General features: G+C 67.5%; 11 protein-coding genes. 2 read left to right on the top strand and 9 right to left on the bottom strand.

Features of this window, described 5'->3' with window-relative positions; genetic code table 11:
- The coding region (locus tag WEB06_00840) for an IS630 family transposase (GenBank protein MEX2554161.1) at positions 1-143 on the top strand (143 nt) is incomplete at its 5' end.
- 361 nt (positions 144-504) lie between these two features.
- On the opposite strand, the gene WEB06_00835 is transcribed toward WEB06_00840, so the two are convergent.
- From WEB06_00835 to WEB06_00825, 3 genes are read right to left on the bottom strand one after another with little or no spacing between them, the layout of a single operon-like run.
- Complete coding sequence (locus WEB06_00835) at positions 505-1,827, bottom strand: AMP-binding protein (protein MEX2554160.1); 1,323 nt, start codon at positions 1,825-1,827, stop codon at positions 505-507.
- Positions 1,824-2,228, bottom strand: coding sequence for a cobalamin B12-binding domain-containing protein (locus WEB06_00830; protein ID MEX2554159.1), 405 nt, complete (start codon positions 2,226-2,228; stop codon positions 1,824-1,826). The genes WEB06_00835 and WEB06_00830 overlap by 4 nt, the downstream gene beginning before the upstream one ends.
- A complete protein-coding gene (locus tag WEB06_00825) occupies positions 2,228-3,877 on the bottom strand; it encodes a methylmalonyl-CoA mutase family protein (protein ID MEX2554158.1) in 1,650 nt (549 codons plus the stop codon). The genes WEB06_00830 and WEB06_00825 overlap by 1 nt, the downstream gene beginning before the upstream one ends.
- 29 nt (positions 3,878-3,906) lie before the next feature.
- Here WEB06_00825 and WEB06_00820 point away from each other — a divergent pair, with 29 nt between their 5' ends.
- On the top strand, positions 3,907-4,629 hold the full coding sequence (locus tag WEB06_00820) for an FCD domain-containing protein (GenBank protein ID MEX2554157.1): 723 nt from the start codon (positions 3,907-3,909) through the stop codon (positions 4,627-4,629).
- Between the two features lie 185 nt (positions 4,630-4,814).
- Here the strand turns inward: WEB06_00820 and WEB06_00815 are convergent, their stop codons facing one another.
- The 6 genes from WEB06_00815 to WEB06_00790 all read right to left on the bottom strand — a co-directional run bounded on the left by WEB06_00815 (position 4,815) and on the right by WEB06_00790 (position 12,547).
- On the bottom strand, positions 4,815-5,045 hold the full coding sequence (locus WEB06_00815; protein ID MEX2554156.1) for a nuclear transport factor 2 family protein: 231 nt from the start codon (positions 5,043-5,045) through the stop codon (positions 4,815-4,817).
- 288 nt (positions 5,046-5,333) lie between these two features.
- Positions 5,334-6,131 carry an enoyl-CoA hydratase/isomerase family protein gene (locus WEB06_00810; protein MEX2554155.1) on the bottom strand — a complete coding sequence of 266 codons (798 nt, stop codon included), beginning with the start codon at positions 6,129-6,131 and terminating at the stop codon, positions 5,334-5,336.
- Complete coding sequence (locus WEB06_00805) at positions 6,128-7,171, bottom strand: LLM class flavin-dependent oxidoreductase (protein MEX2554154.1); 1,044 nt, start codon at positions 7,169-7,171, stop codon at positions 6,128-6,130. Before WEB06_00805 ends, WEB06_00810 begins: the two co-directional genes overlap by 4 nt.
- Complete coding sequence (locus tag WEB06_00800; protein ID MEX2554153.1) at positions 7,168-8,727, bottom strand: AMP-binding protein; 1,560 nt, start codon at positions 8,725-8,727, stop codon at positions 7,168-7,170. The genes WEB06_00805 and WEB06_00800 overlap by 4 nt, the downstream gene beginning before the upstream one ends.
- Positions 8,721-10,460 (bottom strand): hydantoinase B/oxoprolinase family protein, encoded by a 1,740-nt coding sequence (locus tag WEB06_00795; protein MEX2554152.1) that lies wholly within the window; start codon positions 10,458-10,460, stop codon positions 8,721-8,723. Before WEB06_00795 ends, WEB06_00800 begins: the two co-directional genes overlap by 7 nt.
- Positions 10,457-12,547 (bottom strand): hydantoinase/oxoprolinase family protein, encoded by a 2,091-nt coding sequence (locus WEB06_00790; protein ID MEX2554151.1) that lies wholly within the window; start codon positions 12,545-12,547, stop codon positions 10,457-10,459. Before WEB06_00790 ends, WEB06_00795 begins: the two co-directional genes overlap by 4 nt.
- Positions 12,548-12,767 lie beyond the last annotated feature (220 nt).

Raw genomic sequence — 12,767 nt, 5'->3', positions numbered from 1 at the left:
TCAACGAGCTCGTCGCCTCGATCCGCACCTGGATCACAAACTGGAACGACGACCCAAAACCGTTCGTCTGGCACAAGAGCGCCGACGAGATCCTCGATAGCCTCGCAGCATATTGTCGGCGAATCTCTGACTCAGGACACTAGTTCGATGTGGCTTGGCAATCCGCATCGCTTTGTCGAAGCGACCCGGCAACACTACGTCGGACGTCCGTCAGGGTGGTCGCGCCGATCGTCTAAGCCGTACCCAGCTTGCCGAGGAGCTGCAGGAGGTCGCGGCCGAAGAGCGGCCGGCTTTCCCTCGGCAGTAGGATCATCGAGGTCGAGGCCGCCCTTGAGGGCGGGGGATTCGAGATTCATTCCTTGGATGCCCTCGCTGGCCGTCACGTTCTGTACTTCGTCGTTGTCCACAAGGGCGATCGTCTGCGCGACGGCGCGCTGTCGCCCAGCTCGAAGGACTTTGACTCAGGCCGCGCCCTCCATGGGCGGCCGTTCGCCTGGTGCACCGTCACGCGCCCGCAGGCTCCGCGGCGCGGCGATCTATCACGCGGCGCGCCTTGAACTCGGTGGTCGGTAGCGTTCCAACGGGGTGGATGGTTACCGCCGCCCGCAAGCCGATCGCGCGCTGAACGCGCTCGGCCACAGCCGAGGCTACGCCCGCATCGGGTGCCTCGCACTCGATCGTAAGCAGGTCGAGCTCGTCGGGCCTCTCCACGATCAGTCGGTATTCAGACCCGAGCCCAGGAACGCCGCGCAGGACATTCTCAATTACGTGCGGGTAGACGTTCGCTCCGCGGAGCACGAGCATGTCGTCGATCCGGCCATAGATCCCTTCTGGCAGCCGGCGGTACGTGCGGCCGCAGGGGCACGGCTCGCTTGTCACGCGAGTCAGATCGCCCGAGAGGAGGCGGATCATTGGCTGCGACGATCGCTCGAGGTGCGTGTACACCGGCACACCTTCGCCATCGCCACCGATCGGCTCCAGCGTTTCGCGGTCAACGATCTCGGTGTAAACGATGTCGTCCCACAGATGCATGCCAGTGCGCTCGTCGCACTCGGCGTTCGTCATCCACGGCGTCATCTCGGCCATCGAGCCTGTGTCGACGCAGAGGGCGCCGAACGTGGACTCGATGCGCGCCTTAGTCGTTGCGATACCAGCCCCGGCTTCTCCGGAGAAGAACATGATCCTAAAGCCGAGTTGCCGTGGGTCGACGTCGTGCGCCTCCGCGACATTGGCCAGATGCAGCGCGTACGACGGCGTGCCGTAGAAAACGGTCGGCCTGACAAACTCCAGGTACACGAGTGCGCGCTCAGTCTGGCCGGGGACGCCGGCACCATACGGAAAGACCGTTGCGCCAAGCGCCTCGGCACCCGCAAGCGCGCCCCAGCTGCCCATGTAGAGACTGAAGTACGAAGCGAGGAAGACCGAATCGCCGGGGCGGATCCCGAAGCTCCACATGATCCGCCCGTGAGTGGCGCCGATCCGGATCCAGTCCTCCCGTGAGACGGCGAACAGCACCGGCCGGCCCGTGGTGCCGGACGTGCCGTGGATGCGCGAGACGTCGGCGGGGTCGCAGCAGAGGTTCGAGCCGAACGGCGGCGTCTCGGCCTGATCGCGGCGAATCGCGTCCTTTGTGACCAGCGGGAAGCGGCGCAGGTCAGCCAGCGTCTGCAGCATCTCCGGATTCACACCAGCGTCGCCCCACAGCCGCCGGTAGAACGGCGATCGTTCCCACACGTACTCCACCTGTCGCCGGAGCTTCGCGAGAACCAGCTCGTCGCGCAGTGCCGGGTCCATCGTCTCCTCCGGCGCGAGATACCGCCCGCTCACATGCGCCGGCCCGCGTTGGCCCTGATGAACTCGATGATCTCGCCTAGCGGCGTGTCAACGCCGAACACCCTTGCGACGCCAAGCCGCTCGAGCTCCTCGACGTCCTCCTGCAGGATCGTACCCCCGCCGATCAGTAGGACGTCATCGGCGTCGTGCTCCCGAAGCAGGTCGAGTATCTGCGGGAAGATCGTCATGTGGGCACCCGAGAGGACGCTGATGCCGATGACATCCACGTCCTCCTGAACCGCGACGTGCACGACCTCGGTCGCTTTCCGGTGGAGCCCCGTGTAGATGATCTCCATGCCAGCGTCGCGAAGGGCACGGGCCACGACCTTCACTCCTCGATCGTGGCCGTCAAGCCCGACCTTGCCCACCAGAACGCGGATCGGCGTATCCGTCATCAAAAAACCACAGTCTCGACGTAGGTGCCAAACGGCGCGCGCAGCGTGTCGACGATCTCCCCGCCCGTGGCACGCGCTCGAACGGCCTCGATCGTCGGCAACATCACGTTCTCGTCAGTAGCCGCAACGCGGCCGAGTTCCTCGAGCGCTGAATCGACCCGCGCCTGGTCGCGCCGCGCCCTGAACTCGCGCAAGGCCGCAACCTTGCGGGCCTCCGTCTTCGGGTCGATGCGGTGGATCTCGAAGGGCAAAGCGCCATCCTGCTGCTCGCGGTAGGCGTTGACCCCGACGACAACCCGTTCGCCCGACTCCTTCTCGAGCTGGCTGCGGTATGCGGCGTCGGCGATCTCCTGTTGGAAGAAGCCCGACTCAACGCACTCAACCGTGCCGCCCCGGGCGTCGATCTCCTCGAGGTACTCCGCGGCCTCTTGCTCGATCTCATTGGTCAACGCTTCGACAGCGTAAGAACCGCCGAGCGGATCGATCGTGGACGAGACGCCGGACTCCTCGAGAATGATCTGCTGCGTCCGCAGCGCGACCTTCATCGCGAGCTCGGACGGAATCGCGAGAGCCTCATCCATACCACTCACATGCAGGGACTGAGCACCGCCGAAGACGGCCGCGAGCGCCTGGAGCGACGCGCGCACGATGTTATTTAGCGGCTGCCGAGCGGTTAGCGCGGAGCCGGCCGTCTGGCAGTGGAAGCGCAGCCGCATCGACTCCGGGTTCTCGGCCCCGAACCGGTCGCGCGCGATTCGCGCCCAGAGCCGGCGCGCGGCGCGGAACTTCGCCACCTCCTCGAGAAACTCGCTGTCGGCGACGAAGTAAAACGAGAGCCGCGGGGCAAAGTCGTCAAAGGGAAGGCCGCTCGCGACCACGTCCTCCGAGTACGCAATGCCGGCTGCGAGCGTAAAGGCGACTTCCTGCGACGCCGTCGCCCCCGCCTCCCGAATGTGGTACCCGCTGATGTTCACAGCGTTCCAGCGCGGAAGCCGCTCCGCGGAGAACACGATCATGTCTCGTACAAGCCGCATCGACGGCGCGACCGGATAGACCCACTCCTTCTGGGCGACGAACTCCTTGACGATGTCGGCCTGTGTCGTCCCTGCGAGACCGTCGAGCGGCACGCCGCGCTCCTCCGCGACGACCACGTGCATCGCTAGCAGCACCCACGCCGTGGGGTTGATGGTCATCGAGACGCTGATCGCGCCGAGGTCGATGCTGTCGAGCAACGCATGGAGATCGTCGACATGATCGATTGCGACGCCCTCCCGCCCGACCTCGCCAGACGCGTCCTCGTGGTCCGAGTCGAAGCCCATCAGCGTCGGCATGTCGAAGTCGATCGAGATGCCGGTCTGGCCCTGCGCGATCAGGTACCGGAGGCGATCGTTCGTGTCCTCGGGTCCGCCATAGCCGGCAATCTGACGCATGGTCCATGGCCGCGCCCTGTACATCGTCGGGTACGGCCCACGCAGGAAAGGGAACTCGCCCGGGAACCCCTCGCCGTCGTCCCGCCGCAGCACGTCGGCGGCGGTGTAGAGGCGCCGAACGACCCGTCCCGACCGCGTGGTGAACTCTTGCCGGCGCTCCTCGACCCGGTCAAGAAACGGCGCGACCGTCTCCCGCTCCCACCGCTCGACGTCGCTCATCCCGGAACTATAAGATAATTATTGGACCAATGTCTCAAATCCCTACACTCAAGCCGCTCGAGCGCCGCCGGGCGTTCGAAGAAATCCTCGCCCAGCTCGAGGCTGCGATCGAGTCCGGTCACATCGGCGCGGGCGATAGGCTCCCTTCGGAACGCGACCTGGCGGAGAGCCTCGGCGTATCGCGAACCTCCGTGCGCGAGGCGCTCCGCGTGCTCGAAGGACTCGGTCTTGTGCGCGTTCGCCCGGGCGCCGAGCACGGCGCGACCTTTCTCGAGGAGCCGGCGAATGCCCTGCCCCGCCTCTTCGGGCTGCTTTTCGCACTCCGCCACATCAGCCTCGCGAGCCTGATCGACTTCCGCGCCACACTGGAGACATCGGCGGCGGCGACCGTCGCACGCAGCGGCAAGACGGAGATCGTCGCGGACCTCGAAGCGGTCGTCGAGCAGATGCGGGAACCGGATCTCGACCCAGTGCGCTTCCATGAGCTGGACGCCGACTTCCACTTTCGGCTCGTCCGCGGCGCTGGCAACGAGTTCGCAACGCTCGTGCTCGAGGGCGTCCGCGGCGCCGTGGCGCAGGTGATGCTCGATGCGATTGTCGCCGCCGGCAACTGGGAGGCGACCCACGCGCGGCTGGTCGCCGAGCACGCAGCGATCGTGGCCGCCTTCCGTTCCGGCCGTGACGTCAAGGCGGCGACGCTGATCGAGCGACACATCCGCGGTTTTTACGAGCAGCACCTTCGGGCCGGCTAACCTTCCGTCCGCCGAACGTTGCGCCGCTCGGCGAAGAGCCAGCGGCCGTCGAGTCGGACGAGCCGGTCGTGGCACCGGCCGCCGGCGATCAGGCGGGACGCGCCGGACGAGACACGTAGGCCAGTCCGTCGCGGCGACTGCGCCGTCGCCACGGACCTCGATCGGCGAGGCACCGTTCAGGTGCTTCACCTCATCGAGGGAGGGCGGCGAGAAAGGCGCCGATCTCGTCCGGGGCCGGCCCTGGGAGCAAGCAGCCCGTCGGGCGCGTACAGCCGCCCGACTTCCTCGAACCGTCCGTCGTCGACGAGCTCCGGGTAGGCCGCGATCGTCCGGCGGATGCCCGCCTCGTCAGTACCCCCGCGCCACCCCAGCGCAACTCGGCCGCAGGAGAGGTTGTCGACGAGCGCATCTGCCACGCGACGCGCGTCGGCTGCGCGAGCGAGAGCGGCATGATCGCAGCGCCCACGTCCACCGACGACGTCTCGTGCGCCGCCAGCTGCATGAGCAGGACCGGTGTCGGGGCCATTACTCAGCCGACGTGCTACCGAGGTAGCCCTTGGCGACACCGTGGTGCTCGCTGGCGAAGACGCCATGGAAGCCCCCCGCCTCGGTTCGCCTCCGCGATCGCCTCGCGCACCGTTAGTGCCGGGTTCCCCGCGTGCGGCACATCTTGGCCGATGAAGTACTCGAAGTGAAACGAGGACTCAGTCCCACCGGAAACCGTTCGGCACCTCGCCCGATGACTCGTGCACCGCGGCGAGGCCCTCGAGGGCAAGTCCCAAGCCGAGCAGGTCGAGGGCCATCTTCTTCAGCGGCTGCGTGAACATCAGGCGCGTGTAGCGGAGCACGAGCGGGTTCTGCCTCATCAGCTGGTCGGCAAGCTCCCAGGCGCGCGGTAGCAGCTGCGCGCGCGGGAGAATCTCGTTCACCATCCCGAGCTCCTTGGCCTCCACCGCCCCCACGGTCTGACCGGTGAGCAGGAAGTATCGACCCCTGTTAAGTCCCATCAGGAGCGGGAAGATGAAGTTCACGCCGTCGCCAGGCATCGTGCGGTTGACGAAGTGGGCCGAGTCCTGGAAGGAGGCTTCGGGAGCCGCCAGCACGATGTCGGCGAGGAGCGGGATCTCGGGGTGCCGGAGGGCAGGTCCGTTCACGCAGCTGATAACCGGAGCGTCGATGTTCAGCAGGCTCTGCGTCAGCATCATCCCGTTGCGGAGGATGATGTCCCATCCCATAGGCGTCGACCGCGGGAAAGTTCCGGGCGACGCGACCGGGCCTGACCAGGCGTCGCCCGTGCCGGTCATGATCACCAGCTTATTCTCCGGGTCGCGCGCGACGTCCGTGAAGGCTGACGCGAACTCGGCGTGGGCGCCGCCGATGTGCCCCCAGCGGAGCGGCCCACCCTCCGTGTGGAAGGTGACGAGCAGGACGCCGTCGTCGCGGCGCTCCATGCGGATGTTCTGGTAGCGGTCGTAGTAGTCGTCGAAGCTCACGAACGTCACGAAACCCTCCCGGTGGACGAGGTTGACAGACGGGCTCGCCTGGGCCCGATCACGGTCTCGCCGAAGGCGCGCAGCTGCTCGAGTGCGGCAACATGCGACGGTCGCCCGGATGTGCGGATACGGATTAGGACGTAGCCGATGCCGAGCTCCGCCTCCCAAGCGTCGAGCTCGGCGGCGATCTCGTCCGGGTCGCCCGTGAGCCAACGCTCCTCGGCTAGCTCGTCGAACTCGACCGACTCGGCGTCGCGACCGTCGATGCGTGTGTCCACTGCGTAGACGCCGAGCCGGATCTTTTGGCGGTGTGCGTCGAGGGCGGCCGCACGGTACTCCTGGTCGAGCGCGTCGCCGAGCGACACCCAGGCATCGCGGAGGATCGCTGTTTGCGGCGTCTTCCCGAAGCGCTCGACGTGCTCGAGGTAGCGCTCATGCCACGGGACGAAGAGCGACCGCCGCGGCGTGGCGTCAAGCACCCAGGCGTCGCCGACGGCGGCGGCACGCTCGACGCTGCGCTCGCTGCGCCCGCCGATCCAGATCGGTGGCCCGTTCAGCTGGAGCGGTTGAGGATGAATCGAGGCGCCACGCAGGGTTACCGTCCGTCCGTCGAAGTCCACCGACGGCTCGCGCCACAGGCGCGTGATCACCTCGAGCGCCTCGTCGAGCCGTCGGCCGGCGCCCTTCTGCTCGATCCCGAATGCGTCGAAGTCCGCTTTGAGGTACCCGGCGCCGGCGCCGAGGATGACGCGACCACCCGTGAGGTGGTCAAGCAGCGCCAGCTCCTCCGCGACGCGGGTCGGCTGCGCGAGCGAGAGCAGCAGCACCGCGCCGCCCACGCCGAGACCGGGGACAGCCTCGGCGAGCATAAACATCAGCGGGATCGATCCGGGCAGGTAGCGTAGGTCGCGCCCGTGGTGCTCGGTCACGAAGACGCCGTCGAAGCCTGCGTCCGCCGCCGCCCGCGCCTCGGCAAGCGCCTCGCGGACGATCGCCGCCGGATCGTCGCCGGGTTGAACCTCCTGGCCGATGATGTAGCCGAACTTCACGGCGAGTTCACGTGGCGGTTGCGCCCCGCCCAGAGCGCCTCGCGCAGCTCCTTCTTCAGCACTTTGTTCGATGAGCCGACGGGCAGCCGGTCGAGGAACTCGATCCGGCGAGGTTTCTTGTAGCTGGCGAGCCGGTCGCGACTCCAGCTGATCAGCTCGTCTGCGGACGCGTCCCAGCCGTCGACGGGAACGACATACGCGAGCACGGATTCGCCCCACTCGTCGTCGGGGTACCCGAGCACGGCGACCTCACGCACGCCGGGATGCTCGGCGAGGACACGCTCGACCTCCGATGGGTAGACGTTGAGTCCGCCCGAGATGATCAAGTCGCGCTTGCGGTCACGGAAGCTTACGAGCCCGTCTGGGTCGGCGCTCGCAAGGTCGCCGCTCCGGTACCAGCCGTCTACGATCACCTCGGCGGTCGCGCCTTCGTCGAGCCAGTAGCCCTGCATGAGGTTACTGCCGCGGATCAGCAGCTCGCCGACCTCACCAGCCGGAAGCTCGGCACCTTCGTCGTCCACGACCATGACGTCGACTCCGTGCGCGACGCGGCCAGCGCTCGCGAGCACGCGCTCGTCGTCGCCGGCACCATAGTCGGACGGCCGCAGCAGCGTCACCGGGTGCGGCGCCTCACTGGAGCCGTACACCTGCGTGAGGATCGGGCCGAAGCCCTCGATCGCGCGCGCGAAAAGCATCGGTGAGATCGGCGAGCCGCCGAAAGAGATCTGCCGCATCGAGGCGACGGCGCGGACGACGTGTGGAGTGGCCTCAAGTAGGCGCTGAAGCATTGTCGGAACCATGAATGTGTGCGTTCCGCCCTCCCGCTCAACGAGCTCGGCGAACGCGTTGGGGTCAAACTTGCGCAAGATGGCGTTGGCGCCGCCGGCCGCCAGCACGGCCATGAGCTTCGAGCCGCTTCCGTGCGTGAGCGGCCCCACGTGCACCATCACGCTCGTCTCGTCGAGCCGCAGCTCGGATGCGAGCATGTTGACTGTGGAGGCCACGCGGCCGCCGTTCGAGTGGGTGGCGCCCTTCGGTCTCCCGGTCGTCCCGCTCGTGTAAAGGATGTAGTTGGGCGCCTCGGGCGCGACGGCCGGAACGTCGAGCACCGGCGCGGCGGCGGTCAGAGCCGTCTCGTACGCCAGCATCGGCCGGTCGCAATTGCCCTCGTCACCGTCGACGAGCACCAGCGACTCCACCGAGTCCGGCACGGCGCCTACGCGCTCGAGGAGCTCGGGTGTCGTGACGAGCACCGCCGCCCGCGAGTGCTCGAGGATGTAGCGGCACTCGTCTCCGCTCAGGCGGTCGCTGATGCCGATGCGCGTGATACCCGCGCGGGAGCACGCGACATCGAACTCGACGAACTCGAGGCGGTTCGAGAGCAGCGCCGCGCCCGGCCGCTCGAGTCCCGCGCCGTGCTCAAGCAGGACGTTGCCAAGCCGCGCGCTCCGCTCGTCGAGCTCGGCGTAGGTGAGCCGACGATCGCCCTCAATCACAGCGATACGACCGGGCGTCGCGCGGAGCGCCCGGTTGTAGAGCCGCTGTGCGGTCAGCACGCCGCGGCCTTCCGTCGCTCGCGCGCCTCGGCTGTGGCGGCTCCGTCCACCTCCAGCGAGTCCGTGAGCGCGACGCCATAGTCTTTGAGCGCCCGCTCCCGTGTGACGTAGCCCTCCATCACGTCGTGGCGAACTGACTCGGGATCCCGCTCGTGAGGCGGACCGTACCCGCCCGCGCCGCTGACCTGGAAGCGGATGACCTCCCCTTGGCCGACAAGGTGGACGCCCTTCGAGTGCAGCGGCTCGTTCGCACCGCCCGGATCACGGATGATGGCTCCGCAGGTCCCCTCCTTGCCGCCGAGCACGCCGTGCGGCGGGAAGAAATGGCGGTCGGTGATCGGCGTGGCGCGGTTGTTCGATCCGAGCAGCTTCACGTCCTTGCGGATCGCACAGGCACCCCGGTGCGTGCCGGCGCCGCCGGTGTCGGGGACGAACTCCAGCCGCTCGATCCGGACCGGCGCGCCGAGCTCCGTCGCCTCAACGGGGATGTTCCGTGAATTCAGAACCGAGCAGAGCGCCTCGGCACCGTCCTTGTTCGACCTGCCGGCGAACCCGCCGAGCAGAATGTCCCAGAGGAGGTACGGCTTCCCGTTAGGGCCGTCGCCGCCGACGACCGTGTTGCACCACTGCGAGGACGCGCCCTGCGTTCGCTCCGGCAGTACCTTCGACATCGCGCCGAGCACCGTCTCGAAGTGGCGGTGGATGGTGATGGCGCGGCCTCCGCCGGGAGCCGGCGGGCGGGGGTTCATGAACGAGCCCTCACGCGCGACGAAGTTGAAGGGGCGCGTGCAGCCCTCGTTCTGGGGAACCTCGGGGGAGAGCAGGCACTTGAGCGTGAAGAATGAGTACGCGAACGAGTAGGTGCGCGCGCTGTTCATTCCCGCCGGCACCTGGTCGTCGCTGCGCGACCAATCGATAGTCACGTCGGAGCCGTCGATTGTGATATCCACCGCGAGGTGGATCGGTGGTGTACCTGGACCGTAATCGTCGAGGTCGAGCTCGTACGAGTAGACGCCGTCCGGCACAGCGGCGATCGCTTCCCGAGTGCGTGCCTCGGACGCGTCGAGAATCTGCTCGTACACCGTCTCCATTGTCTCTGTGCCGTACTTCTCGAACAGCTCGATTACCCGGCGGGCGCCGAAGTTGTTCGCATTCAGCATCGCGCGGAGGTCGCCCATGACCTTGTCCGGGAAGCGGACGTTGTACGCGATGAGCTCGATGACCTCCTGCATGGGCTCGCCACGGCGGAAGTGCCGGAGCGGCGGTATGCGCAAGCCCTCTTGGTAGTTGTCGTAGATGCCCACCACGGCCTGCGACCCCGGGGAGGCGCCGCCGACGTCCATGAGGTGGACGGAGGTTCCGACGAAACCGACGAGCTCGTCACCGGAGAAGACGGGCGATACCGTGAACGCGTCCGGTAGCTGGCCGGCACCGATGTAGATGTCGTTCGTGATCATCGCGTCGCCTCGCTCGAGGGAATCCACCGGGATAACCTCCAGCATGCTCTGCACGATCGTCGCCATCGGCCCGAGGTGGCCGGGCGAATAAACCCCCTGGGCGATCATCCGCCCGGTCCTGTCGAAGACGGCCGCCGAGCAGTCGCCCGCCTCCCGCACGATCTCCGAATAGGCCGTCCGTTGGAGCGCCAGGCCGATGTCCGCACAGAGCCCGCGCAGCCCATCCCAGACAACGGTCAGTGTGATTGGATCGACGCGCGTCCCGGTCGTGCTCATGCCTGCACACCCTGTTCCGATCCGGCGATCGACACCACTATGTTCCCCGCCTCGTCGACGACGGCCCGATCTCCCGTGAAGATCACCGCCGTCGACTCGCTCTGCTCGATCACGGCCGGGCCGTCGATCGTGGCTCCCGCAGGCAACGCGTCGTACCGCCACGTGGCCGCGCGTACACCGTCACCGAGGGCAGGGTCCCAGATGTTTCGTGTGCTGTGACCTTCGTCGCCACTCGACAGGTCGCCGCGGCCGGCCAATTCGAGCACCGGGGTCTCGACCGTCGCGTTAAGTCGCCACGTCGTTGCCTCCACCGGCTCCCCGCGCTCGCTCCGATCGTAGAGCTTTTCGTAGGCGAGATGGAACGCCTCGAGAACCGCGTCGGCGTCGACCAGGTCGCCGCCGTCGCCGTCCACATCGATCGTGATGTCGTAGCCCTGGCCGACATAGCGGAGACTGACGCTGCGACGGAGCCGAAGCGTCCGCCCTTCGCCGATCTCACGCGCAAAGTCTTGTGTCGCCTCCGCAGCGAGCGCTTTGAAGCGCCGTTGCGCCTCGCCTGTGAAGCCGTCGCCGAGGCGCGTCAGGCCGCTGCGCGCGTAGCTAGCGCGTGGCTCGGCTGCGAGGAGGCCGAGTGCGGATGCGACGCCGGAGGCAGGTGGGAAGACCACGGTGGGGACGCCGAGCGCACGCGCGAGCGCAGCCGCATGCACCGGCCCGGCGCCGCCGGTCGCGACCATGACGTAGTCGCGGGGGTCGCGGCCCCGCTGCACCGTTCCCGCCCGTATCGCCTGCTCCATGCCGGCGTTGATGACCTCATAGATGCCGCGCGCGGCATCGAGGAGCGAGAGGCCGAGCGGCTCGGCGACACCGCTTGCGATCGCCTCGCGCGCAGCCTCAATGTCGAGCTGCATGCGCCCGCCGAGGAAGAAGTCCGGGTTCAGGTACTCGAGCACGAGGTCCGCGTCGGTGACGGTAGGGCTCGTGCCGCCGCCGCCATACGAGACGGGTCCCGGCGCGGCACCCGCGCTCTCCGGTCCGACCTTCAGGCGCGAGTGCTCGACCGAGGCGATGCTGCCGCCGCCCGAGCCGATCTCGATCATGTCCACCGACGGAATCCGCAGCGGGAGCCCGCTGCCAGGTATGTAGCGGAGGCGGTCGACCTCGAGCTCGTCGGAGAGCCTAGGTCGGCCGTTCTCGATGAGTGCGACCTTCGCCGTCGTGCCGCCCATGTCGAAAGCGATGACGCGGTCGGCGCCGACCGAGGCGCCGACGAAGGCGGCGATCTGTGCGCCCGCAGCGGGGCCGCTCTCGATGATCCGCACCGGGATAGCAGTCGCGCGCTCGACCGAGGCGACGCCGGCGTCGGAGAGCATCACGGCGAGCGGCGCGGTGATGCCGATGCCGGCGAACCCGTCCTCGAGTTCGCGCAGGTGCTCCGCCGTGAGGGGCTTGACGTAGGCGTCCGTGACGGTGGTGTTCGTGCGCTCGTACTCGCCCAACATTGGCGCCACCTCGCTGCTGAGCGAGACGTGACACTCGGGATACAGCGCGCGCACGAGCTCGGCAGCGCGGCGCTCGTGGCTGCCGTTACGGTAGGCATGCAGGAAAGAGATTGCGACCGCGCTCACACCCTGTTCTTTCAGGCCGGTGATCAGCTCGCGCAGCCCGTCCTCGTCGAGGTCGACGAGCGTCTCGCCCGCGGCGTCGAGCCGCTCGCGCACCTCGTGGATCTCACGGCGCTCGAGCAGCGGCTTCGGCTTGTCGATAAAGAGGTCGAAGAGGTCATAGCGCGCCTGACGCTGGATCAGCAAGATGTCGCGGAAGCCCTCGGTCGTGAGCAGGGCGGTGAGTGGTCCCTTCCGCTCGAGGACGGCGTTCGTCGCGACAGTTGTCCCGTATGTGACGTCCTCAACGTCGGCGGCTGCCACGTCCGCCTTCGTGAGCAGTTCCACAACACCCAACAGCACAGCCTCAGCCGGATTCGCGGGGGTCGTCAGAACCTTGTGCAAGGTCAGTTGCTTCGCCTCAGTGTCGTACAGCACCAGGTCAGTAAACGTCCCGCCGATGTCGACTCCGACACGTCTCATCGTTCACCTTTCTCGCCGCACGCCCAATAATCACATAAAATATACGCACGATCGAACACCGCCATAGATCGAGCGTCGGAGGCTACGAGGGCCTGATCGCGGCGCAAGAGTGCCTACCGAACAACGACACCCGCGACCGGTTCGCCGCCGACGTCAGCTACCTAACCCGGATCCTTCATTAGCGCCGCCGCCACGCTCGCGGACGGCCGGGTGATGTCCG

It is taken from the genome of Actinomycetota bacterium, assembly GCA_040905475.1.
Lineage (GTDB): Bacteria > Actinomycetota > AC-67 > AC-67 > AC-67 > DATFGK01.
This window is presented reverse-complemented; position numbering and strand designations above follow the sequence as displayed.

Bases quoted from the DNA above. Each gene is read 5' to 3' on its own strand.
- WEB06_00820 (MEX2554157.1), top strand. From the start codon at position 3,907: ATGTCTCAAATCCCTACACTCAAGCCGCTCGAGCGCCGCCGGGCGTTC.
- WEB06_00790 (MEX2554151.1), bottom strand. From the start codon at position 12,547: ATGAGACGTGTCGGAGTCGACATCGGCGGGACGTTTACTGACCTGGTG.
- WEB06_00825 (MEX2554158.1), bottom strand. From the start codon at position 3,877: ATGAGCGACGTCGAGCGGTGGGAGCGGGAGACGGTCGCGCCGTTTCTT.
- WEB06_00795 (MEX2554152.1), bottom strand. From the start codon at position 10,460: ATGAGCACGACCGGGACGCGCGTCGATCCAATCACACTGACCGTTGTC.
- WEB06_00830 (MEX2554159.1), bottom strand. From the start codon at position 2,228: ATGACGGATACGCCGATCCGCGTTCTGGTGGGCAAGGTCGGGCTTGAC.